Source organism: Bythopirellula superficialaquae, from assembly GCF_059632245.1.
Map to the genome: position 1 here is coordinate 3,024,028 of NZ_CP197426.1, position 23,040 is coordinate 3,047,067.

Annotated in this window: 19 protein-coding genes; 4 read left to right on the forward strand and 15 right to left on the reverse strand. The window is 52.0% G+C overall.

The features are described from left to right. Window positions 1-49: 49 nt before the first annotated feature. On the reverse strand, window positions 50-934 hold the full coding sequence (locus SH678x_RS12330; RefSeq protein WP_496918750.1) for a PEP-CTERM sorting domain-containing protein: 885 nt from the start codon (window positions 932-934) through the stop codon (window positions 50-52). A gap of 449 nt (window positions 935-1,383) precedes the next feature. Between SH678x_RS12330 and SH678x_RS12335 the strand changes: the two genes are divergently transcribed. Continuing rightward, window positions 1,384-3,144: a hypothetical protein gene (locus SH678x_RS12335; RefSeq protein ID WP_496918751.1), complete on the forward strand. Its 1,761-nt coding sequence runs from the start codon at window positions 1,384-1,386 to the stop codon at window positions 3,142-3,144. Between the two features lie 11 nt (window positions 3,145-3,155). On the opposite strand, the gene SH678x_RS12340 is transcribed toward SH678x_RS12335, so the two are convergent. Next, on the reverse strand, window positions 3,156-3,749 hold the full coding sequence (locus tag SH678x_RS12340) for an EF-hand domain-containing protein (protein ID WP_496918752.1): 594 nt from the start codon (window positions 3,747-3,749) through the stop codon (window positions 3,156-3,158). Window positions 3,750-3,866: 117 nt separating this feature from the next. After that, entirely contained in the window at window positions 3,867-4,925 is a 1,059-nt protein-coding gene (locus tag SH678x_RS12345; protein WP_496918753.1) for a DUF1559 family PulG-like putative transporter, read from the reverse strand. Window positions 4,926-5,532: 607 nt separating this feature from the next. On the opposite strand from SH678x_RS12345, the gene SH678x_RS12350 reads away from it, so the two are divergent. Continuing rightward, the gene (locus SH678x_RS12350; RefSeq protein ID WP_496918754.1) at window positions 5,533-6,699 is read left to right on the forward strand and encodes a DUF5005 domain-containing protein; all 1,167 of its coding nucleotides are present in this window, start codon (window positions 5,533-5,535) and stop codon (window positions 6,697-6,699) included. Window positions 6,700-6,749: 50 nt separating this feature from the next. Then, window positions 6,750-8,558 (forward strand): sodium:solute symporter family transporter, encoded by a 1,809-nt coding sequence (locus SH678x_RS12355; RefSeq protein WP_496918755.1) that lies wholly within the window; start codon window positions 6,750-6,752, stop codon window positions 8,556-8,558. Between the two features lie 7 nt (window positions 8,559-8,565). Here SH678x_RS12355 and SH678x_RS12360 read toward each other — a convergent pair whose 3' ends face one another. Further along, window positions 8,566-9,603: a DUF5005 domain-containing protein gene (locus tag SH678x_RS12360; RefSeq protein ID WP_496918756.1), complete on the reverse strand. Its 1,038-nt coding sequence runs from the start codon at window positions 9,601-9,603 to the stop codon at window positions 8,566-8,568. 95 nt (window positions 9,604-9,698) lie between these two features. After that, a complete protein-coding gene (locus tag SH678x_RS12365; RefSeq protein WP_496918757.1) occupies window positions 9,699-10,544 on the reverse strand; it encodes a fumarylacetoacetate hydrolase family protein in 846 nt (281 codons plus the stop codon). A gap of 158 nt (window positions 10,545-10,702) precedes the next feature. Between SH678x_RS12365 and SH678x_RS12370 the strand changes: the two genes are divergently transcribed. Further along, window positions 10,703-11,566 (forward strand): SMP-30/gluconolactonase/LRE family protein, encoded by an 864-nt coding sequence (locus tag SH678x_RS12370; RefSeq protein ID WP_496918758.1) that lies wholly within the window; start codon window positions 10,703-10,705, stop codon window positions 11,564-11,566. Between the two features lie 268 nt (window positions 11,567-11,834). Here the strand turns inward: SH678x_RS12370 and SH678x_RS12375 are convergent, their stop codons facing one another. From SH678x_RS12375 to SH678x_RS12420, 10 genes are all read right to left on the reverse strand, one after another. Continuing rightward, window positions 11,835-12,059: a Rossmann-fold NAD(P)-binding domain-containing protein gene (locus SH678x_RS12375; protein ID WP_496918759.1), complete on the reverse strand. Its 225-nt coding sequence runs from the start codon at window positions 12,057-12,059 to the stop codon at window positions 11,835-11,837. A 112-nt stretch (window positions 12,060-12,171) separates the two neighbouring features. Further along, the gene (locus SH678x_RS12380) at window positions 12,172-13,170 is read right to left on the reverse strand and encodes a mannonate dehydratase (RefSeq protein WP_496918760.1); all 999 of its coding nucleotides are present in this window, start codon (window positions 13,168-13,170) and stop codon (window positions 12,172-12,174) included. Between the two features lie 35 nt (window positions 13,171-13,205). Then, the gene (locus tag SH678x_RS12385; protein WP_496918761.1) at window positions 13,206-14,396 is read right to left on the reverse strand and encodes an aldose 1-epimerase family protein; all 1,191 of its coding nucleotides are present in this window, start codon (window positions 14,394-14,396) and stop codon (window positions 13,206-13,208) included. A 16-nt stretch (window positions 14,397-14,412) separates the two neighbouring features. Continuing rightward, window positions 14,413-15,198, reverse strand: coding sequence for an SDR family NAD(P)-dependent oxidoreductase (locus SH678x_RS12390; RefSeq protein WP_496918762.1), 786 nt, complete (start codon window positions 15,196-15,198; stop codon window positions 14,413-14,415). 470 nt (window positions 15,199-15,668) lie between these two features. Then, complete coding sequence (locus SH678x_RS12395) at window positions 15,669-16,427, reverse strand: SDR family NAD(P)-dependent oxidoreductase (protein ID WP_496918763.1); 759 nt, start codon at window positions 16,425-16,427, stop codon at window positions 15,669-15,671. A gap of 3 nt (window positions 16,428-16,430) precedes the next feature. Further along, on the reverse strand, window positions 16,431-17,711 hold the full coding sequence (locus SH678x_RS12400) for an MFS transporter (RefSeq protein WP_496918764.1): 1,281 nt from the start codon (window positions 17,709-17,711) through the stop codon (window positions 16,431-16,433). Between the two features lie 28 nt (window positions 17,712-17,739). After that, on the reverse strand, window positions 17,740-19,335 hold the full coding sequence (locus tag SH678x_RS12405) for an MFS transporter (RefSeq protein WP_496918765.1): 1,596 nt from the start codon (window positions 19,333-19,335) through the stop codon (window positions 17,740-17,742). 21 nt (window positions 19,336-19,356) lie between these two features. Further along, window positions 19,357-20,274: a sugar phosphate isomerase/epimerase family protein gene (locus SH678x_RS12410; protein ID WP_496918766.1), complete on the reverse strand. Its 918-nt coding sequence runs from the start codon at window positions 20,272-20,274 to the stop codon at window positions 19,357-19,359. Window positions 20,275-20,305: 31 nt separating this feature from the next. Further along, complete coding sequence (locus SH678x_RS12415) at window positions 20,306-21,547, reverse strand: alginate lyase family protein (RefSeq protein WP_496918767.1); 1,242 nt, start codon at window positions 21,545-21,547, stop codon at window positions 20,306-20,308. Window positions 21,548-21,573: 26 nt separating this feature from the next. After that, window positions 21,574-23,037, reverse strand: coding sequence for an enolase C-terminal domain-like protein (locus tag SH678x_RS12420; protein WP_496918768.1), 1,464 nt, complete (start codon window positions 23,035-23,037; stop codon window positions 21,574-21,576). Between the last annotated feature and the right edge of the window lie 3 nt (window positions 23,038-23,040).

The window sequence follows — 23,040 nt, forward strand, 5'->3', positions numbered from 1 at the left end:
TTTGTTCCGCCGCGATCGTTTAATCTCAATCTGATATCGCAGATTGTCTCTATTCGACTCGTCTGCCACGGCGACTAAACAGTCGTCCTCCAATAAGCGCCGCAGCGCCGAGGCCGGCTGCCAACAACGTTGATGGTTCGGGAACCTGACCTGCGATTATACTTGCACCGGTCGTCTCGTAACCGTAACCAACAACCGCGCCTGTAGCATCGGCTTCGTTGTCGATACGAATCCCAATCCAACCATAAGTGATCGGATTAGGATCGCCTTGGAGCTTCATCTGGACTCCGAGATACCTCACTTCGCCGCCCAGACCAAGGAAATTCGGTCCGTTAGTCGGCACGGAGACATCAGCCGCTGCGGTCCCACCTAATACTTGGTCGACTTGGCCAGCGTCTTCATCGATAAGTCGATTGGCTCGAATAATATTTGTATTAGGACCAAAGCCATCGCCCTCTTGGAAGTCGAATGAAGATCCTGGACCGATCGAAGTCCCTGCAACCAAAGCGGCAGGATAGTCGCCAATTGTCCCTGTAGGGATGACATACTTTGGATCGAACGAGCTATTGAGGGGGTTACCATTTGGCGGGAACCCATCGAAGATGCCCGGAATTGCCAAAGGATTGATTTCGCTTGTGCTGTCGTTTTTATCGAGCTGCAAATAGTCGACAACATTGCCACCGCCGAGGTCAACGCGGTCATGATCGATTTGGAAATCGATTTGGCCATCGCCGTTGAAGTCGATGTTGACTTCACCATTGACGCCAAAGAGTTGTTCTGTCGTGTTGCCGACAACAGCTCCTTCGGATTGGGAGGTGGCAACCGTTGCCATCAAGCCACTGACTGCGAGGTAGCTGGCAAGCTTGCCGTTGAGACGCGAACGAATGTCGCGACCAAGAGAATCGTTTCGATCAACCCATGAAGTCTGGATCATTAGACACCTCCCAAGAAGCTAAAAAAATTTGCAGATCGCAACAGCACAATTCAGGGCAGTTGACGAGACTATCAAAGTGAGAAAAGACGTGAATTTGGCCCTGACGCCATTACTTAGTATCAGCACATGCACCAAGAGCGTCAAGCAAGTTCACGAGAATTCCCCCTCGGCCGCTCGATATGCTACATCATTTTGAGCCTATAAAATCAGACCTGATTGGTGCCTTTGTGACTCGGACTCCACATGAATACAGCTACTAAAGCCGTCTTCCCTCTCAAAAAAATCGTGCAATAAGTACATCAAGGGGAGCAATCTGTTCCCCAAGTGACGATCAAGTTGTGACCCGCTGATATACTGACATGTGGGAGCAGCACGCCAATTCTCTTGTCCCATCTCTTCGTTGGCATCATATGCGGTGGTATATCCTAACACTTAGCTACTGGTTCCTAATGGCGGCTCTTGGCTCTCCTGCCATAGCTCAAGAATACTTTGGGATTCAGGTGCTTGATGCTCAGACCCTCAGAGGTGTGCCCCTCGTAAAGCTCAGAGCGCAAAGCGAGGACTATTACACGGACAGCAACGGCTTTATTGCCTTGAACTCGCCAGGTTTGCTCAACCAAAACCTCGACTTTACTCTCACCAGTTTTGGGTATACCAGCAGGATCTCACCGCTACAAACCACGCCGGGCACAACGAAGCAAGTGACTATCACTCGGCAACAATTGGCCGAGAGGTTATATCGTGTTACTGGGACCGGAATCTACCAAGATTCTGTTTTACTCAACCAGGCCGTACCCATTCAGCAACCACTGCTCAACGCGAATGTTCGGGGGCAGGATTCTGTTCAGACTGCAATGTACAAGGGTGAACTTCAATGGTTCTGGGGAGATACGCTTTATGAGGCTGGATTTGGAAACTTTCGCGCGGCCGGTGCAACTTCCCTGTTGCCGGGTCAAGGCGGTCTTTCCCCATCCGTCGGTGTTGACCTCGAATACTACGTCGATGCCAACGGCTCGGCCAAGCAAATGATGCCGCTATCCCAACCAGGACCGGTGTGGTTCGATGGCTTGTTCACCATCGTAGACAATACGGGGCAGGAGCGGATGTTGACGCATTACTCGCGAAGAGATCCTAATAACGCACTCGGGGGACAGGTCGAGCACGGCTTAGCACGCTTTAACGATTCCCAGGAAATTTTCCAACGCTTCCAGGTTTATCCCTTGGATGCTCCCATCTCTGCCGTCGGTCATGCCTTTGAAGTCTCAAAGGGCGAGGATGATTACATTTACTTTGCCGAATCCTACCCCAACATCCGCGTGAAGAAAAATTGGAACGATGTGAGTGATCCCTCAAAGTGGGAAGCATTTACGCCGCTGCAGCAAGGAACGCGGTACAACGCGGCAAACCCGCCGCTTGAACTTGATGCTCAAGGAAACCCAGTCTATGGGTGGAAAACAAACACCGATCCACTTACGACTGACCGGCTTGAAGAACTTGTTCAGAACGGCCACATCGACCGTGAGAAATCGCCGTTTCGGCTCAAGGATTTCGAATCGGGTAGCGACGTCCGCTTGCATCGCTCGTCGGTCTTTTGGAATGACTATCGAAATAGCTGGGTGATGATCGGCAATCAGTTCTTCGGCGACAGCCTCTTGGGCGAAGTCTGGTTTGCCGAAGCACCGACTCCAGAGGGACCTTGGGAGAACGCCGTCAAAGTGGTCACACACCACAACGACAGCGAGAACTACACCTTCTACAATCCGAAGCAACATCCTTATTTCAACGAAGAAGGGGGACGATTTATCTATTTCGAAGGTACCTATGCGAATACGTTTTCAGGCAGCCCGACCGCAACGCCGCTGTACGATTACAATCAGATGATGTATCGCGTGGACCTGTCTTTCATCCCCAGATTATTTTCGATTCCTGGCGACTTTAACCAGGATGGCTATGTTGACGGTGCGGACCTTGCAATCTGGCAGCAAAGCTATGCAGATGTCGGAAGCGAGTTTGCTGATGCTGACTGCGATGGCGACACAGACGGTCGCGACTTCCTGATCTGGCAGCGCAACTACACTGGGCAATCGCAACTCGGACTAATCAGTGAGATTCCCGAACCAACGTGCGTGCTGCTCGCGTTGATGTCGGGCGGTGCGCTACTTGGCGGCTTGAGAATGCCACGAAAACTGGAACTCATTGAATCTGATTGATCGCAGCAATATCAACGACTTTTCAGGTCCACGCTGAAGTTGGGATTGCCCTTCTCGGTCTCGTAGCCGAGGGTCGTTTCAGTATTGTACCTGGCAGGAATCGACACGTCAGGATGAGTAATTTCTATCTTGTAGGTGCCGTAGTGAATTCCCAACAAGCCATGATCTGACTTAGGTAGGTCCGCATCTCGGATATCCATCGTTGCGAGTCCGCGTTGATTGGAAGTCCCGATGGCGCCCTTCACTTCGTCACCCAGATATTTTTCCGGTATCAGCTTAACTTGGGCCCCCTTCAGCGGCCGACCATCTAGTCGCAATTGCACACTCAACATCGTAAGACCCACTCGGGAAGATCTAAGCTCAGCAATTTGTTTTTCAATCTCTTCCTTCGATACTGAACCGCTTTTATCCGAGTCGTAAAGCGATAGATGGCCCAAGATGCCGGGACAAGCCGCCAACTCGGCTTCCGTCAGCACGCTATCGTGGTCTTTGTCGTAAAACTCAATTGCCGACTGGGCGGCTTGGCCTGAATCGACTTCGGGCACTGAGATCGCGGCAGGTCCTCGGCTGCAACCCGCCAGCGATAGGCCTAAACCAACTAACAAGGCAGTAACCCAAAATCTTAAAACAGGCGTCTCAAGATCTGCAGAGAGGCGAGGGAATGTCATGGACAATTACAACCAATACGAGAAAAAGCTCGAAGCGATCAATACCCGAAGAATTCAAGGCAAGGGCACGTTGCCTTCTTGCTCAGGAAGTATTCCACCTTCATCACTCCGATGGCCGGCACGACGATGGACATCATAATCCACGTCGAAGGAAATATTCGAGACCGATCCGTCGCAATTGACCATATTGAAACCGCCACTATGGGCACTGCCAAAAGCGCCATAGGGCAATTCATAGTTGGGTCGATCCTGCTGTGGTGGAAACGATCGGCAGGTCCAGCGATTCACGTCCCAGTCGAATCCCACATACATACTTTGATTATCACCAGGATCGACTCCCGTATCGTAGGCTTCTGCATTCAAGTACTTCTCACCAACAGCGTAGGTGTTCGAGGTCCCGTCAGTGAGGTCTTTAAAGCGAATTTCAGCACCGGCGTAATTAATCCCTGTCTGTCCATCAAAAGGATATGCGTTTTCCGAAGAACCACCGTAGTTCGAATAGAAGACCCACTCACTCTTCGTCCTGACGGGAATGTATTGTTGTGAAGAAACGTCCCATGGGTCCATTCCCCGTTCGCCGTCTCCTGAGTTAGCAGCATAGTCGCTACGGGCAACTCCAGTCTCACGCGCGATGTCGCCGTTGCGCGGAGTCCAGGCTGTGGATAACATATAGGGATACCTTTGCGGAGGACGACGCGAAGGACAGTTAAATCCGGAAATCGGAGTGCTTTGCAACACAATTGACTGCTGCTTCTGGTTGGCAGTAATGCCCGCCTTGTCGCCGTCGCCAGTGAGATTATAGACCGCCTGCTGTTCTACGTACGGCAGAACCTGATAAATCCAACTGCCTGGCTGATCACTGCCTGCGCCCAACAGCGGATCGCCGACGTAATAGCCGCTAAGTCCGGCACAAGGGAGGAAACCGTGAGTCGACTCGTGATTCAGAAATCCAATGCCAATCTGCTTCAAGTTATTGATGCATTGCGAGCGTCGCGCTGATTCACGAGCCGCTTGAACCGCTGGCAATAGCAACGCAACGAGGACGCCGATGATTGCGATTACCACCAGCAACTCGACGAGCGTAAAACCATGTAAACCACGTGACCGTTTCACTGTGGAACTCCGTGCTGCTGAGTTGGATACGAAATGACAAAGACAATGAGCAGTTGGACGAGAAAAAAGGAAAAGCGAAGTCAAAACTGCTTGTGCTGTTTAGCTATGAGATAAATTTGATTATTGCTGATGCGCGACTTATGGTCAAACCAAAACGGCGAATATTGACCGCCGTACAGTCCAAATGCCGCAGCCTTAAATGCTGTAGCAATTGATTGCGATCACCCAATGCGGGTAGTTCCGGAATGAAATCACCGTGCAATTTGGCTAAGTAGAATGTTGCGAATATTCCACAACGCTAGTACTGCAAGTTGCTTTGATTAGAATAAACGCCGCACCACGATTCAACTCCATGCGGGACGTTCAACATCGAGTTTGGGAATCGGCAACTGCTCTCCAAGGCCCAAACACGGACACGCTCTCCGGTGTTCAGCTTGACCTATGTGGTGCTGGAATCCATTTCAGCCCATCGGTCTTGATGAGCCTAGCCGCATGTGGGCAGAACCTTGTCGGAAATAACGCAGAGCCTTTATTGAATTCCAAACCGTAATTCGACTCCACCGATGGCACTGCAACTTTTCGCTTCTTATCTAAGGTGAAAACTCATATGAGTACGCGATCAAATGTCCGAAGCGATTGGTTGTGCTTGCTTGCTTCAATGGGATTCGTCGGTTTAGCAGTCAACTTGTCTGCCGATGCGGCGCGTTATGAAGAATCTGTAATCTGTGAGAGTGGCTTATGTGTGACAGCCTCGGCCTGGCCGGAAGCTGATGCCATGTTCCATCGCGACCCCCAATGGCTCGGTGGTGATGATGCTTATTCGGTAGACTTGGGAGGAGGACGCGTCGCATGGTTTTTTGGCGATAGCTTTGTTACGCCAAAAACACTTGGTGAGCGGCGTGGGACCACCATGGTTCGAAACAGCGTAGGCCTGCAAACAGGTTACGACCCGACGACTGCAAAGTTTAAAGCTTTCTGGCGCGACGAGGATGGAAAGCCGAAGTCATTTATTGCCGACGAGGGCAAGGAATTTTTTTGGCCGGGCGGTTCGCTTCTCGATAAGGGCAAGTTGCTGATGTTCATGATGCGAGCCCGCGATGCCAATCGGAAACTCGCTTTTGACGTAACCGGTTGGGGAGCAGTTCTAATCGACAATCTCGAGGCAAGCCCCAATGAATGGAAAGTGCTGAAGCTCTCGGCACCTCAAAATCCATTTGGAGTCTTAGTTGGCTCGGCAAGCCTCTTGCGAGATGGTGATCACTTGATCGCGTTCAGTGTGGCCGACAAAGATCACGATGTGCACCTCGTGCGGTGGCAGCTGCGGGACGCGTTTGAAGGCGATCTCTCGCAACCCGAGTGGTGGGCCGGGGCCGAGGCCGGTTGGGTCGCTCAAGATAAGCTCACCAAGTTGCTCTCACCTGTCTTCAAAGGCGGGCAGACCGAATTTACGGTTCACTATGATGCCGACTTTGAGCGCTATGTTCAGTTTCAGTTCGCGGGCTTTCCACTTTCTCCAATCGGATTTCGCACCGCGCAAGTCTTGACCGGGCCCTGGTCAGAACTCGGTGATTTTTACGAACCCAAGAAAATCAAGGCAGACGACCCCGAGCAGTTGCTTTATGCAGCGAAAGCTCACCCCGAGCAAACTGCCGATGGGTTGGCAATGACCTACTGTTCCAATACTTTTCAACTCGAGAGTCTTTTCGAAAACCTGGAACTCTACTTTCCCCGCTTCTTGCAAGTGAAACTTACTCCAGCTTCCAAAAATGATTAGTCGCTGGAAATGAATTTTCCTGAATCACAACCCTCAAAGGGCTCATCAGAATGTCTACGCTCGATGCCGCAATCATTCTTCTCTTTTTCGTCGCCTTAATCGGCATTGGAGTTTGGCAACAGCGCAAGGCCGCTGCGAGTATGGAGAACTACTTTCTTGGAGGAAACCGGATTCACTGGCTTGCACTGGCTATGTCGGGTTCTGTGTCGACCTTCGATATCAGTGGCACGATGTGGATGGTCACGTTGATCTATCTGTTCGGCATGAAATCGGTTTGGAACCACTGGATGTGGGGCTTCCTGATGGCGGCATTTTTCATGTCCTACATGGGCAAGTGGGTCCGTCGTTCACGGGTCATGACGGGAGCTGAGTGGATGATCACTCGCTTTGGCGACCGTGCGGATGGCCGAGCCGCTCGGTATGCTTACGCGCTGATGGCTGTCATTACCCTTATAGGTCTCACGAGTTATGGGTTCGAAGGGATCGGGAAATTCTCGGCCGAGTATGTTCAAACGGGCCTGGAACCCGAAGCCAACGTACGCGTCTGCGCTTTAACCATTTTTGGAATTGCGACAATTTACACATTGCTCGGAGGATTGGAAGCGGTCGTCATCACTAACGTCCTTCAGACTTGTATCCTCGTCGTCGCTAGCATTGTCATTGCCGGCATCGCCTATTTCGAATTGACCCCGGAAAGCGTTGCTGCAATCGCGCCGGTTGATGGTGGTAGTTTCACAAGTCTCTGGCCACAATGGGAATTGACCAATGTCGAGACATTGCCGGCCGGATATCAAGGCTACCGCATGTTCGGACTGCTCGTGCTGGTGTGGGTCGCCAAAGGACTGATGCTCAACCTCGGCGGGCCTGGGCAGATGTTCGACTTTCAAATGTTTCTCTCCGCGCGTGATCCGCGTGATGCAGCTAAAGTTGGCGCCGCGTGGAGTGCCTTCTTGGTCGTGCGCTGGGCAATGGTCATGGGAATTGCCCTCCTGGCGATTTCAGCCGGCATTGCAATCGTCGATGGACAAGGAACACTCGACGCCGAGATCGTGATGCCCCGGGTGCTGGCCAAGTACCTCGGTTCGGGCGTTTTGGGATTGGTACTGGCAGGTCTGTTGGCTGCTTTCATGTCGACCTTTGCCGCCACGGTCAATTCAGGGGCATCCTACTTGGTGCGGGATCTATGGCAACCTCTCTTCCGACCCCAAGCAAGCGAAAAGCATCTCGTGAGAGCTAGTTACATCGCCACGATCGCGATCGTCGGCGCTGGAATCCTCATCGGACTCTATGCAAGCTCGATTCGACAAGTTTGGGACTGGATCATGATGGCGCTCGGCGCGGCGTTTGTGATTCCCAATGTGCTGCGCTGGTATTGGTGGCGGTTCAATGGCACGGGCTACGCAGCCGGTACGCTCGCGGGACTAGCCGGTGCGATGCCATTGTTGTTCATGTCGTTGATGAATATCGACCCACCTATTTATTATACGTTTCCCGCTCTTTGTGGCGTATCGCTGGTGGCGTCGTTGATTGGCACCTTCATGGGGCGACCAACCGAAGACGCCGTGCTACTGGAGTTCTACAAAAGCATCCGACCTTTTGGCGCGTGGGGATCGATTCGGAGTCGTGCAAATCTCTCGGCTGAAGAACTTAACGACCCAGGCGAGACCGTCGGATATGCCGTCATTAATGTTACATTAGCATGCGTGGCAATCTTTGGGGCCTATGTCTCGCCCATGTACTTGGTGGGACATTGGCATTGGAATGCACTGGCTTGGGCGGTAGTGTCGGCGGCAGCCATGATTGCGCTCAAATTCACATGGTACGATCACCTACCTCAACCGGAAGAGGTTCTCAGATAAGACGGTGTTATTTCAACGTCACTTCAATGAGTTGCGGTGCGTAACTCTTTGAATCCACGTAGGTTACATAAATAATCTCACCATTCTCACGGGCCAACTCAGGGTGCTCCTTCGCGGCATAGAACAGTTCCGATGCGTCCTTTTTCTCAGGACGAAAGATGACCTCTGCTTCACTCCAAGGCCCTACAATCTCGGGTGCTGTTCGTAAAACTATTTCATTTTCGCGTAAGCGAGTGTGTATGGCCGTGTAACAGCCAAGATGCTCGTTGTAGGATGCCGACATTTCATTCGGAACGGAATCAAATAACACTGCCGTCGGCTCGAATGCTTTCGACCAAACGGATTTTGCTTGCGGATCGGCCGTCGTGGGTGCCGCAATTAGGTACTCATAGCTTGCGACATCCGCAATCTTGTCCGGGCTGGTGCGAGCCAGGAACATGCCCGTCATCAGGCTTCCCCACACATAAGCCACACCGTCTTGTTCTTGCACGAAAACCCCAAACGTGGGTTTGTCGCCTTTCCAAAATTCGTAGCCACCATCGGGAGCAGTAAGGCGCTCGAACTTCCACTCTCCGATTTTTGCGCGAGCAATGCCCATCCCCTCAAGAGTAAAGTTATCAAAAACATCTACACCCGGGATCAACGAAATCCGGTGATAGAACACATAAATCTGCCCGTCACTACATAGACCATGAATCGGCCAGATGCGTTGGGCAGCGGGTGATTCATCGCCCATAAATGGCACGATTTGGCGGGGCCGCTTACCATCTGGTTGTGTAATGAATTGAAATGTCTTGATACCCTCGGAAACATCCTGCTTGGGAACGATGGCCGCTGTGTTCGACAGCTTGTCATCGAGGGCGAGACCACGAATCGTCTCAAACGGCCCCTCAATCGTATCTCCAAACAGCCAAAAAGCTTCGCCTGAAGGCAACCCGATGCTCGAAGCGCAGTCCTGTCCAGTCACCCCTACCGGATTTTTTTGGAACTGCTTTCCGAGATAACGTACGGCTGAAACGCGCGATGAGTCCGTCGCTTCTGCCATTGAATGTAAACCTTGGGCCAACACTGTACCGAGCAGCAATCCGCTTATCGAATATTGAATGAATCGCCGACGTGATATTGTCATAGCAGCCCCTATTAACCAGCCTTCACGGTTCGTTGATGTTGTTCGCCCAAACCTTCGATCCCAAGTCGCATAGTCTGACCCGACACAAGATAGACCGGCGGCTTCAGACCCAAGCCAACGCCTGGCGGCGTACCTGTCGAGATCACGTCACCCGGTAGAAGTGACATGAACTGGCTCAAATAGCTCACCAGCTTGGCGACTCCAAACACCATCGTGCTCGTTGAACCATTCTGATAACGTTTCCCATCGACATCGAGCCACATCGAGAGATTCTGGACATCAGCAATTTCGTCTCTGGTCACCAGCCAGGGGCCCAGAGGCGCAAAAGTATCGCAACTCTTGCCTTTCACCCACTGTCCACAACGTTCGAGTTGAAATTCGCGTTCAGATAAGTCGTTAACTACGCAGTAACCAGCGACGTGCTCCATGGCAGCATCTTCGTCGACGTACTTGGCCTTTGTGCCGATTATCACTCCGAGTTCAACTTCCCAGTCGGTTTTCTGAGAATTACGAGGGATCTCGACGTCGTCATTCGGGCCACAGATCGAGCTCGTTGCCTTCATGAAAACGACTGGCTCCTTGGGAACCTCCATGCCCGATTCACGTGCATGGTCGGCATAGTTGAGACCGATGCATAGTATCTTCGACGTTCCCGCAACACATGGCCCAATACGGGTCTGAGGTTCGACAAGCGGCAGCGTCGCCGGGTCAATGGCTGCCAGTTTCCTTAAAGATTCGCTTGAGAGAACTTCACCCCCGATATCAGCAACGAAGTTAGACAGTGAACGAATTTTTCCATCTTGATCCAGTACACCGGGGCTCTCTTTTCCAGGTTCGCCATATCGCAACAATTTCATTTCATAGACTTTCTAGAATTTTATACAGGCAACTTTCGCAAGACATTAAGTGAGTTACGCTACTATCGATGGCTTCGATTATCGTCGTATGGTATAGTCCTGACAATCCTCGCATAGTCTTTTGTGGCGAAGCTTTTCATCATTCGGGAGATCGACACGTGTCAGATATTCCTCTCTCATCGTTTCGTGTGTTTGCCGACGGCCTCGATCACCCTGAAGGAGTCACGCTCGGACCAGACGGTCACGTTTATGCTGGGGGAGAAGCGGGCCAAGTTTATCGAATCTCGTCGCAAGGTGAGGTAAACCTCGTCGGCAGCACGGGCGGCTTTTTGCTCGGGCTGTGCCTTGATGCTCATGGAAACATCTACGCTTGCGACCCAAAGAAAAAGATCGTTGCCCGCATGTCTCCTCAAGGTGAGGTGACCATCTATTCCAGTGGGACGCCTGACCGACCTATGATTAATCCCAATTTTCCCGTGTTCGACGCCGCGGGCAATCTCTATGTCGCAGACTCGGGAAATTGGCATGCAAATAATGGTTGCATTTATCGCATTCGACCGGGAGGAAGTACCGAAGTTGTGAGCACTGAGTTCGCCGAGTTCCCCAATGGCTTGTCAATCAGCCCCGATGGCAAAGAGCTTTATGTTGCGTTGTCGACCCGGCCGTCAGTAGCCAAAGCAGAAATCTTGCCTAACGGCCAACTGGGTTCGCCACAGATGATTGTGGAACTTCCGCGAACAATTCCCGATGGATTGGCATTTGATCAAGACGGAAACTTATTCATCGCGTGCTACACGCCCGACATCATCTACCGTTACACACTCTCGGGAGAATTGAGCGTGTGGGCCGAAGACTGGGAGAGTACGATGATCTCGTCACCGACGAATGTGGTATTTGCCGGCGAAAATCTCAAGACGATGGTCGTTGCCAGTCTCGCGCGCTGGCATTTGGCCAGTGTCGACGTTGATGTGCCTGGGTCTCCTCTGAATTATCCGGCGATCAATGCCAACAACTCGCATTAGATACCGTATACTCCGTCAATCACGTAGACCGCCCTCGTGGTGATTGTCAACTCGCCGGCAGCAAAGTAAATGGCCAATTCGGCGATTTCCCTGGCGTTTTCAACCGTCCCATCGGCTGTTGGGAGATGATCGACGCAAAGGTGGTTCGAAATCGCCTTGAGCCGCAAAACGCTCTATAAGCGAGGGAATGTGAACCGCGCCGGGACAAATCGCGTTGCAGCGGATGCCTTGTTTGGTGAAGTCTGCCGCAATCGATTGGTAAGCCCGATTACGGCCGCTTTGCTCGCACCATTCGCAAATCGATTGGGAAAACCTTGCGGCTGGAAGCAACGATAGTTTCATGATGGACGTAGCCAGCGCAATTCATCAAAACATCTACCGTGACAATGCTTCCCGCAATCGCTTTGATCGCGTCACTATCAGTGACATCCAGAGGCCGACAATCCAACAGCGGTTGGTCACTTTTCAATGGCTCGAATAAATCGCGATTCATGTCCGTTGCGGACACGTTCGCGCCTTAGCGGCAAAATGTCAAGACCTAGACACGGCCGATCCCCTGCCCCGCAGGCGTTACAAATATTTTTTGCCTTCGAGTCTTGCCATGATCAACCCTCTCGCAAGTTGGCACTCTGAGAATTCCGAACCGGATGTCCGAAGACAGACTCCATAAGGCCCTTGAGATACCCAATTGCAAATGTATGTCCGTACATGCCATAGCCATCGTAAGGGGCCTCTTCTGTGGCTAGCAGCGGAACGTGGTCGACTCGAATGAAGCCGTGATAGTCGGTCTCGCGGTAAGCGCGTAAAACTTCCAACATATCGTTTGCGCCATTATCGGGGAACGATTCGTAAAAGTCTTCCGGCGAACCTTGGATATCTCGGAAATGAACAAAATGCGTTCGATCCTTAAAGTGCCGCACCACGCGGGGTAGATCGCACCCCATTTCCGCAAAGCAGCCCTGGCAAAGGGTAATGCCGTTGACAGGCGAGTCCACTATTTCAAGCATTTGGTCAAAATCTGCAACGCTACGCATGATTCGGGACAAGCCGCATAACGGAGATATCGGTGGATCATCTGGATGCATCGCCAGGAGAACTTCTTCTTGTTCTGCAACAGGGACAACACGTTTGAGAAAGTATTCAAGGTTGTCCCACATCTGATCGTCGGATGTGGGCTGTTCGCCATGTGGGATGCATTCTGGTCTAAAATCGATGCTGCGAAACTGACTCGTGAGTGCCCCGCCGCGTTCTGGGAACGTCATCGAAGTCCGCGCGACCATCGCGGCACTGGTGACTTGCGGCATAAAATTATAGCAGAGCACACGAATACCCAACCGCCCCATGTTCTTGATTGATTGAACATACTCTGCAATTTGCTGATCGCGACCCTCCTTACCCATGACCACCTGGTCGATTGGCGGACCACCTTCGATCACCGAAAGACGTAAGCCCTCGTTCGTGACAGTCCGGTTAATCGCTTCGAGTTCCTCGAAGCTGCCGGGCATTCCTTTCATGTTGTAATAAACGAAATCGTCGACACCAATCTGTTTGAGAAGCTTCAGATTAGTTTTGGTAAATACTTTCGCCACGCCAGCAATTTGCATATCTACCCTTCCTAGTGTGTTTGAGTTGTTCGGCATTATAAAAATGAAAAGCCTGGCTGAAGCGTTTTGTGAATTTGGGATTCGCATCGCGTTTGCTGATGAGCGATGGAAGCAATGATCGTTGCGATGGAATCAGCATCATTGAAAAATGACAACTGAACTGAGGCTTGCAGACTCTCGCCCGGTCCTAGCTGAGGAACGCGGCCGAGTTGGCGTTCCAAAGGCTTGGGGTTGGGGTAACTTGTCCCGGGCTCTATTCCGAGGACATATCCGTCTCGCTCCCCCGCAAAGTTTTTCCAAAGAGTCAAACAAGGAAGCCATTGCGTGTTGAACATGATTTGAACCGCAAAGTCACCCGTAGAATTGCAGAACAGAATTGTCGCAAGTCCATCTGAATCGGCGATCGGTTTCACGAAATAGCATTGCTGAACAAAACCGGCAGTAGGTTTGCCACATATGTTCCAGCTTTCACTACTCTTCGCTGAGTGTTCGTCGTAGGGGGCCAACTGCTCGACCGCAGCGAAGATTTTAGCCCCTTCCCCCAACAAAGGCGGTCCAAAATTAATGTGATAAAGAATTTGCCCCTCGGCCGACATGTCGCTGCAGTTGGTGATCGTGTCGTTGATTTCGAGACTATAGGAACCCGCAGTCATGTGCAAAGTACTGTCGAGTCGTAAGCAGCCGCCAAACAGTGCTGCTTCCTCGACAATTCCACGCACACTTAGCTTGCCTTTTCCAGCCGTGTCGACTTTGGTGGAAACAAAGTGCGCAGGCAGATTGGCGATCCTCCCATGCAAGGTCGAAGGCCGTTCGATGACAGTTCCATCTTCAGAGTACGTCGAACTTGGCGCTCCAAACGAATGTAATCCGCATCGGCACATCAACTCGTTGAATCCTGTGAGCCAACCGGTATCTCGTTGGTCAGCCAGATTGACGAGACTTGGATGAACTGGAAATCGCACAGGCGATTGCCAACCAAGATTCTTTCCTCCAAACGTCCCTTTCCATAAACCCATGCCACGGGTGGGCAAAACCTGCACAGAAAGAACGCCATTATCCATGGTGATGACGTCGATATTCGCAGACGGTCCACCGTGAAGAGTTCGTTTCGTAATCGACCAATCGACAGAGCCTTCGAGTGTCAGGTTATCAGCCGCCGAAATATGAAAATCTTTCAACCAGAATTCTGATTCAGCGTCTGTCAAAACATCTTCTCGAACCGCCATTCAAACACCTCGCCGATCACCGAGCACTGCCACCGATTTCGAGTCCGAGCCCACCATCGATCCTGATGGCCTGCCCCGTAATGAATGAGGCGGAATCACTCAACAAGAATACCACCAATTGTGCGATCTCCTGGGGCTGTCCGATCCGCTTCAACAAATGCATATTTCGGCATTCCTGCAGCAGGGCCTCTTGATCGATCGCGCCTTCAATCGCGGCGGCTAACATCGGCGTATCAACGGAACCTGGGCAGACCGCGTTGCTGCGTATTAGAGGGGCATGGTCAACAGCCATCGCTCGAGAAAGTCCAATGATCCCTGCCTTACTCGCACAGTACGCCGGAACCCGACGTTGGCTAATAAAGCTTTGCACGCTCGCGACGTTCACAATTGAGCCTTTTCCGGCACACTCCATAAATGGGATCGTTTCGCGGGCACAAAGGAAGTACGACTTCAAATTGACGTTCAATACCCGGTCCCATTCGTCATCAGTCGTCGCGGTCACCGTTGCGTAGTGCCCGATTCCCGCGTTGTTAACCAACAAGGTAGGCGGTCCGAGTTCCGTAGCCACTTTTTGGCAAGTTGTGCGAACGGCCTTTGAGTCGCTCACATCGACAAAAAAACCCGCGCAACCCGTGCCGAGCGTCAATGCCAAGGATTCCGCAGCCTGTCCGTCAATATCGAGAATCGCGACGTTGGCACCGCAATTGGCAAGCAATTGCACGCACGCTGCGCCAATTCCTTTCGCACCTCCGGTGACAATTGCGGTTCTGCCTTTGATGCCCGGATAGGTTTCGTCAGCCATAATTAGAAATCACCGAAAAAAATCGCGATGCAAAAAGAGAACTACCATTTAAAGCAACAAACATCCAGTTGCCAATCACAAGGCCACGAATAGGTACGTCCCATATAACTCGCTCGCGCTATCCGCGGCGGTTGATGACAATTACAATTTCACGTTGTTTCCAACTGGAAGTCAATTATAAATCATTATTTTCGCGGACGTTTCGGCCTACGTCGAGAAGACAACCCTCTTTGGAATTCCAATTTTTACCAATGATTGACGTTTGATGCTAATTATCAGCATTCCATACTCGAGCGCAAACGTGGTAATAAAATCACTTTCAAGCCTGCAACTGCAGTGGATTCTGCGTTTCTAAGATAGTGGCTCATAACCTCGAGGTCGTCGACTCGAATCCGTCCCCCCGCCACCTTTTGTAATTTTTTTACTAAGAAACCCTCTGAGTAAGCTGTCGGCGACTTATTGACGAGAGTTTAACAGCCATAAACGCCGCCGTTGATGTCGAGTGTTGCGCCGGTGATGAAACCGTTGTGTTCGCTGGCCAAAAATGCCACGGCCCTGGCAACGTCTTCGGGGCTGCCGGCACGTCCCAGTGGGATGCCAGAGATTGTGGCCGCGGCTGATTCTGGCGTGGTGTGTGTCGCGTGAAAGGAAGTTCCCAGGATCAATCCTGGTGCGACGGCATTTACGCGAATCCCCGATGGGCCGAGTTCTTTGGCAAGCGATCGTGTCCAGGCCAGCACGGCTCCTTTCGCGGTCGAATAAGCGAGCGAGCCAGGATGTCCTCCCATCCGCCCCGCCAGTGACGCGACATTGACGATGCTCGAACAGGACTGAGCCTGCAAGAAGGGGAGTGCCGCGCGTGTCACATACATCATACTACTAAGATTGACGTCGAGGGTTTGGTCCCAAAAATCGTCGTCAATTTCACCGAGCCGTCGCCGCCCAAGAATGTCTCCCGAATTGTTGACGAGGATATCGAGACCGCCCAAGAATTTGATGGCCTCATTTACCATCGTTGCCGCTTTCAATGGATTCGTAAGATCCGCGGCAAAGCATTCGGCACGCGTTCCTCCGGAGGCTAAGCCCTTAACCTCTTCTGCGCCGTCTGCACTTTTGCAATAGTGAATCGCAACGTCGCATCCCGCGTGCAGTAACTCCTCGGCGATAGCTCGGCCAAGGCCTTGTCCACTCCCGGTCACTAAAGCTTTTTTACCTTGGAGTCGGTGCATGGTTTAATCACCCTGAGCCATCGATTCACGAAATTGTGGCAGCGGTTTTAGAGGGCCCATCACAAAGATTATCAATCCTGCTGCTATCAACGGCATAATGCCATAGGCTATGAACACGGGAACATAACCGTATTGGTCGATAAGCCGACCGCTAAGCCAACTAAAGATCATTCCGCCGAATCCAGATCCCATGCTTGCCAAGCCCCAGACGGTAGCCACCATCGATTTGGGAACCACGTCGGGAGGGAAAGCAATGGCATTGCTATTGCAGCCCGTGTAGCCAAAAGTTGCGACAGAAATTAACGCTATTGATACCCAGGAATTCTCGGCAAGCACGGCGGGAATGGCTGATGTCATCAAAAGCGCAAACAAACCAAACACGGCCTTGCGAGCGGTTGAGACTGGAACTCCGCGTTGGATCAATCGCCCCGTGAGCCAACCGCCAACCAAGTTTCCGAGGTCTGCCGTCACGAAGGGAATCCACGCCGTCATGCCGATCTCTGCCAGATCGAAGCCACGGACGCTTTTAAGATATTGGGGAAACCAAAAAATATAGAAATACCAGACGGGATCGAGAAAGACTTTGGAGAGTGTGAGCGTGGCTAGAAATCGCGTTTGCATCAGTTGCCAAGAACTTACAGCCTTATGTTTAGGTGCTGCTTCAACCGCCGACGGCGTGTAGTAGACAAGCCACCACGCCGCGAGCCAAGCATACCCGGCGAGTCCCACGACAATGAATGCCGTTTGCCAGTCCCAGGTGAGTACCAGCCAAGTCACTAAAGGGGGTGCCATGATGGCCCCGATCGCCGCACCGCTGTTGAAAATCCCTGCTGCGAATGCACGCTCCTGAGCAGGAAACCATTCTGAAACCAACTTTGCTCCTGCTGGCCAGTTGCCGGCTTCACCAATGCCCAATAAAAAGCGAAATCCTCCCAGCGACCAGGGACCAACAGCAAACGCATGCAAAATTCCCGCTGTCGACCACCATGCCATGCAGAGTGCATATCCTAAGCGGGTACCAAGCCTGTCGAGCATCGCCCCCGACAGGCCGTTGGAAATTGTGTAGGCCAACATGAACGCCGAGAGAACATAGCCATAATCCTCGTTGCTCATGCCGAATTCTTCGCGCAAGGCCGGGGCAACGACCGAGAGGGTCTGGCGGTCCAGATAATTGATCACCGTCGCCGCGAAGGCAAAGCCAACCATAACCCAGCGAATCCGTAGGGGCTGAATGCCCGCCGCGTTTGGCCGGTCGGCAAGACTAACAGACTGTTCAGCGAGCATCTATGAAACTCTCCACGCTGAACCAGCGTTAATCAGGCAGGGGCTTGCCTTTGGTCTCAGGTCCGAACCAAATGATGACCAGTCCAATCAGATAGATGGCCGACAAGGCAGCCCCGGCTTTGGGGAAAGCCTCGATCTCAATTCGATCCGCTGAAATGCCCGTCGCGAAAAAGGCCGTGAGAGTCGCCGTCTGCAATGAGCCAAGCGCCGAGAGCACCCGACCAAAGTTGTATGCAAAACCTTGTGAAGTCGCTCGTATACGGGTCGGAAATAGCTCGGGCAGATAGAGCGGGAACCAGCCATAAAATGCCGCCGTGATTCCACCTGCTACGAAGACCGACACCAGCAACTTTGCGCCGAACGCATCGTTCGCTTGATACATATAGATAAGCGATATGCATGATCCGATGCAAAGCAAGGCGTAAGTAATCCTTCTGCCGAGCCATCCTCCCATAAGTGCGGCAACCATCGTGCCCAACACGGCACCCGATGCTGACGCGATTTGTGTGTATTCCTTGGCGTGATAAGGCCCTTGATCAGCAGGAAGCTCCGCAGCCAAAGCAATCGCCCATTTTGGGGCCCATTGCAAAGAACCCCATGTCCCCAAAAGTGGAATACCGGCAAGACAAGCTGCGAATAGCATCATGCGCAGATTTCGCGAGGCATCGCCCGACGATAATGTTCCAGCGTATTCAGCGCGATGCAAATATCTCATCACGGGATAAATATAGCCAACCAAGGCTACGACCAATCCAATAAGAGTCACCCCGATACGTAGCACTGTGGCAGTGGTTTGTTCTGCATCAGCATCAAAAGCGCTATGAAAAAAGGGTGACCAGACGGTGACCACGGCAATCGCCCCTAGAGCGCCCACGACGACCCCCAGAAGATCTTTTGTAGCCCAGTGCGATGTGGCCCCTTGCTTCTGCACAGTTTCCCATTTGTGCGATTCGGGAACGAACAAACGTATAAAGAAGACAAGCAGTGCCGGTAAAGCGCCCGCAATCATCATCAGTCGCCAGCCGTCGTTGTGCAGCAGATACTCCACGGTGCTCGGAGGCGTGCCCAACGAACTAAGGAAATTTCCAAAACCTTGTATGAAATTAACGAGCACAAGACTTAGCAGGCCCACCAAGAGCATGCCGACGTTCGCGGCCGCACCGATTAAGCCTGCCAGCATCGCGCGCGATTTATCCGGCCAAATTTCAGTCACAAGCGCAACGCCCAGGGCCCATTCTCCCCCCATGCCCAGCGACGCGATAAATCGCAACACCGCAATGTGCCAAGCTTCCTCCGCGAAGCCACACAAACCGGTAAATAACGCGTAAGTAAAAATGCTGAATGACATTGCGCGGACTCGGCCGATGCGATCGCCGAGCCAACCAAAGACAACGCCACCTGTGGCCGCGCCGACAAGAAACACCGACATGATGACGCCAAACCACTCGGCCTTGAGAGTCGGATTGTCAAGCAACTGGCTTCCGAGCAAATCGTCGAGCGCGCTCGGCCCGACCAAGGGGAACATACCGATTTCAAAACCATCAAACATCCAGCCAAGAAAAGCCGCCGTTAGGGCCATCCATTTGCCGCGATCCGTGGCAACAGTTTCTGTAGCATTCGTCATGACAAAGCCTGTCGTGAAGATCTATGCGGATAACATTCCTTTGAGAGTCTGCAAATCCGTCTTAAGAGCTTGCAGGTTTTCTTGGGCATCCGCTTTGGGAAGATACTCGACATGCACCGAGATCGGTCCTGAAAAATCGGAGTCCGCGAGCAGCTTAAAGAACTTCTGGTCGAGCCTTCCCTGTCCCAAGGGAGTGTGCTGCGACTTGTTGCCGTTCCAGACATAATCTTTGATAGATACAGCCGTGATATTGGGCTGCATCAAGTTGAACAACTGCGGCCAAGCCTCACCGGCTTCCACCGCGGCATGGCGAATATCGAAAACGCATCCAATTTCCGCTGGTGGAATATCCTTGAGCATTTCATGCAAATCCCACAATGTGGCACTGAAGAAATTCTCGCCACAATGGTTTTGATAGACCGCGGAAATTCCAATCTCACGGTTCATTTCGGCAATGTCTCGAAACTTTGGCTTCAATTCGGCAAGTTGAGCGACGATTGGCTTCTTAAGATCGTACCGATAAAAGCCTAATCGATAAAATGGTATCTTGAGCGCAGCTGCAGCACGCAACATTTCTTTAGCGTGTGGCTGGTCGGCACTCAGAATATCCGTTGTCAGGATCGTGATTTGCAAACCACGTTTCGCAAGGGCTTCCTGCAATTTCGGAAGTTCCTCTGAAGCGGCAGCGGGATGAACATAGCCTTCGACTTCGCGCGCCGTCACTTCAACACCGTCAAAACCCGCGGCAGCGATACCATCTGCCAGTTGTTCGTAATCAAGATCCCGTAGAAACTTGATAAACGCACAGAACTTTTGAGGCGAGGTCGGTTCGGCAGCGGCAAACAAATCGCCTGTAAGCGTAGTGGCCGCGGCAGCCAGCGCTATCCCACGTCCGAATTGCCGCCTTGTCAGTGGTTTCGAAAAGTCATGATGAGACATGGATTGATTCCGTTAATTCAAGAACTGTGGTTCACTCATTCGCAGAGCGCTGCTTGGAATAGCCTGCTGCAACAAACGGAGAGTAATCAAACGAAGTAGCCTTCTTTCGATAGTTGGTTGAAACGTCAAGCCAGCGGGGTTCTTGATAGCGAACCGATAGCATACGCAAAAACTCGTTAACCCGTGGCGAGATTTCGTACTTGCTGATCTGCTTGTGTGGCCACGGCTCGTCGCCAGTCACGTAAGGTAGCAAAAAGAGCGAGGCAGCTTGCATACCCTGATTTTGCTGTCCTTTTTCATGCCACAGATCTTCATTGAGCGATTCGGCCATGCGCGCGATCGTCCCCAATGCATGTAAGTTGAATAAGCTGTAGTGAAACGAATTCGTGCGCGCGAGCTCATGGGGTTGCGTGCCATCTGCTTGAATTTGGGCTGGAATGAGATTGTCCTGAACATGTTTCAATAACTGCCGGGCAAAGTCTTCCTCCTGCAAATACAAGGCGATTCTCATGGCTTGGGCCTGATACCAGGCGCCATGATTATTTAAAGCCGAGCTTTCTTTCTTGCCATGCTCGCTCGTTTGCAGCCATTGAAAGAAATCGACAAACCAGTTCCTCATACCCTCGGCAAACTCGGGGGTGTAGGCAGGGGAAGACTTGAGTAACTCCAAAGACTCCAGCACGTAGATAAAATCGCGCGTGTCGATGATCCCCGTGCTCTTGCCATGATTACGTCCAAGCACCGCCTGGGCATAATCGAGGTGGGGATTCATGCGGGTGTCGGGATTAAGAAACCAGTCGTTGAGCAACTGGATCGCATGTTGGGCATACCGCTCGTCATCAAACAGATAATAAGCCAGTGAAAGCGTTTCAACGTCCTTGAGCAACGCGCTGAGATTATCCTTGTCACCAAGACTTCGTTGCTCGCGGTTTGTTTCGCCGTCGCGACGAATATACGGCAAGCCATCCGGCTTCGTGGGATCGGGCCACCAATAGGCCCCGAAGCTGACATAATCATGCTTGTCACCGCTGGGCGGAACAAAGTCGTTGTAAGTGACTGAATAAGACTGATTCTTCAGCGATTTTTCGGCCTGTCTCTTCAACTGATCCGCGGCTCGAGACAATTCGGGTGTTGGATTTGTTAACGCAGCCTTCGAAGCTTGCAGTTGTTCCAACTCCCAGACCAGAAGCTGAGGCTCGGAATTCTCCGCAAGTACGACTTGCCCCAAAAGCGAAACAACGATCAAAGCAAATGACGGTATGAAGCGATACATGAGGGTAAAACACATCTCCGCTAAGACTAGTTCTTAACAAAACTGCCGAACTGGGCCACCGGCGGATCGAGCTGACGATGGATTTCATCGATTCGATAACCAAACCCCGCCCCTTTAATGGATCGCAGGTCCAGTTGACCCTGACGGCGTTGATAAAGCCCAGGATGAACGCGCGCTTCCGGAATCGATGCCTGCGGATAAAACTGCATGGAATTGGATTCCACCCCCATGATCGTGTCAGCATGGGCAGCCAATGCCACGTGTGGAATCTGCGCCAGCATGGGATTTGTGAGATCTTGAACCATAACGCTCATGCCGTGGGCCTTCGCCCAGCAGAGCGTGAGAATCGCGCCGGTTTGTGTCTTACATGTCTTGAGTGCGACGCCCGTCCAACCAAGCTCTCGCCCTAGCCGTACGAGTTGCCAGTTATGGGCACTTTCGTCCATCAGCAACGGCTTGCGCCGCGAGACGCTTGAAACGTCAATCTTGTTGGCTTCCAGGTCATAAGGAAACGGCTGTTCCACGTAAAGAATCGCGTCGAATATTTGCGGATGCTCCAAAGCCAAGCGATCTAAGATCAGGTTGACATATTCTGGCTCGCGCACGGTGCAGTTAAAATCTGCGCTGAGAGTATAACCGCCATGTCGGCTGGCGATGTTTCCAACTTCGACCAAGCGGTTGAAATCCCAGACGGCATCATTGCCTCGCAACTTGACTTTGAAGCAACGAATCCCATCTTGCTGAATCCAATCCTCAAGCAGCACCGGCACGTCATCCGTCGAATGTGTGCCATTCAATTCCGAGGTATTGAGCGGATCCACCCCTCCCACCAAATGCCAAACGGGGATTTGCGTCAAACTGTCCGTGCCGAAATAATCACAGGGATAGCGCCCTTGAAAATCAACCTGCGAACCTTCCGCTGGCTCTAGATAATAAGCCAAGTCGTGGTTCATGTACTCGGCCGTGTAACATTCGTACACAGGCTTGCCATGCAGATTGCCGTAGGCATCGTGTAACGCGATATCAATCGGCGACGAACCAACGAGCCCAGCCAAATAGGGAATACGTTCCTCAGGGGCACAATCGCGATTAAAACCCGCCAAGAGCGCGGGCAAATTATTGACTTGAAACTCATAGCCGATTTCCAACGGATGACCATAAGAAGAAATCGCACTCCAAGCTCCCGCTAGCTGTTCGCAAAAATCACGCAGCGCCAAATCTCGTGTCCGATGCGGTAGCGTGCTCGGCCATACCCAGGGGACACTGAGCGGAGTTTCACCCCATCCTTCGGCTTTACGTCCAGAACGATCTTCCACCATCACTCGCGCGCGGGCACAAGTGACCGAACTAAGCGTTTCGGCCCCAAACTTCAATGGCACACGCGTCGTCACAGGCAGAAAGTACAACTCCACGCCAGAAATCGTGACGTCGGTTGACTTGCCAACTGCGAGAGTCTTAGCAAGCGTCTGTTGTGTAAGTGGTTGTGACATAAA

Excerpts from the sequence above, each read along its gene's own strand:
- SH678x_RS12330 (WP_496918750.1), bottom strand. The coding sequence starts at position 934 with ATGATCCAGACTTCATGGGTTGATCGAAACGATTCTCTTGGTCGCGAC.
- SH678x_RS12335 (WP_496918751.1), top strand. The coding sequence starts at position 1,384 with ATGGCGGCTCTTGGCTCTCCTGCCATAGCTCAAGAATACTTTGGGATT.
- SH678x_RS12350 (WP_496918754.1), top strand. The coding sequence starts at position 5,533 with ATGAGTACGCGATCAAATGTCCGAAGCGATTGGTTGTGCTTGCTTGCT.
- SH678x_RS12355 (WP_496918755.1), top strand. The coding sequence starts at position 6,750 with ATGTCTACGCTCGATGCCGCAATCATTCTTCTCTTTTTCGTCGCCTTA.
- SH678x_RS12360 (WP_496918756.1), bottom strand. The coding sequence starts at position 9,603 with ATGGCAGAAGCGACGGACTCATCGCGCGTTTCAGCCGTACGTTATCTC.
- SH678x_RS12365 (WP_496918757.1), bottom strand. The coding sequence starts at position 10,544 with ATGAAATTGTTGCGATATGGCGAACCTGGAAAAGAGAGCCCCGGTGTA.
- SH678x_RS12375 (WP_496918759.1), bottom strand. The coding sequence starts at position 12,059 with ATGAATCGCGATTTATTCGAGCCATTGAAAAGTGACCAACCGCTGTTG.
- SH678x_RS12380 (WP_496918760.1), bottom strand. The coding sequence starts at position 13,170 with ATGCAAATTGCTGGCGTGGCGAAAGTATTTACCAAAACTAATCTGAAG.
- SH678x_RS12385 (WP_496918761.1), bottom strand. The coding sequence starts at position 14,396 with ATGGCGGTTCGAGAAGATGTTTTGACAGACGCTGAATCAGAATTCTGG.
- SH678x_RS12390 (WP_496918762.1), bottom strand. The coding sequence starts at position 15,198 with ATGGCTGACGAAACCTATCCGGGCATCAAAGGCAGAACCGCAATTGTC.
- SH678x_RS12395 (WP_496918763.1), bottom strand. The coding sequence starts at position 16,427 with ATGCACCGACTCCAAGGTAAAAAAGCTTTAGTGACCGGGAGTGGACAA.
- SH678x_RS12400 (WP_496918764.1), bottom strand. The coding sequence starts at position 17,711 with ATGCTCGCTGAACAGTCTGTTAGTCTTGCCGACCGGCCAAACGCGGCG.
- SH678x_RS12405 (WP_496918765.1), bottom strand. The coding sequence starts at position 19,335 with ATGACGAATGCTACAGAAACTGTTGCCACGGATCGCGGCAAATGGATG.
- SH678x_RS12410 (WP_496918766.1), bottom strand. The coding sequence starts at position 20,274 with ATGTCTCATCATGACTTTTCGAAACCACTGACAAGGCGGCAATTCGGA.
- SH678x_RS12415 (WP_496918767.1), bottom strand. The coding sequence starts at position 21,547 with ATGTATCGCTTCATACCGTCATTTGCTTTGATCGTTGTTTCGCTTTTG.
- SH678x_RS12420 (WP_496918768.1), bottom strand. The coding sequence starts at position 23,037 with ATGTCACAACCACTTACACAACAGACGCTTGCTAAGACTCTCGCAGTT.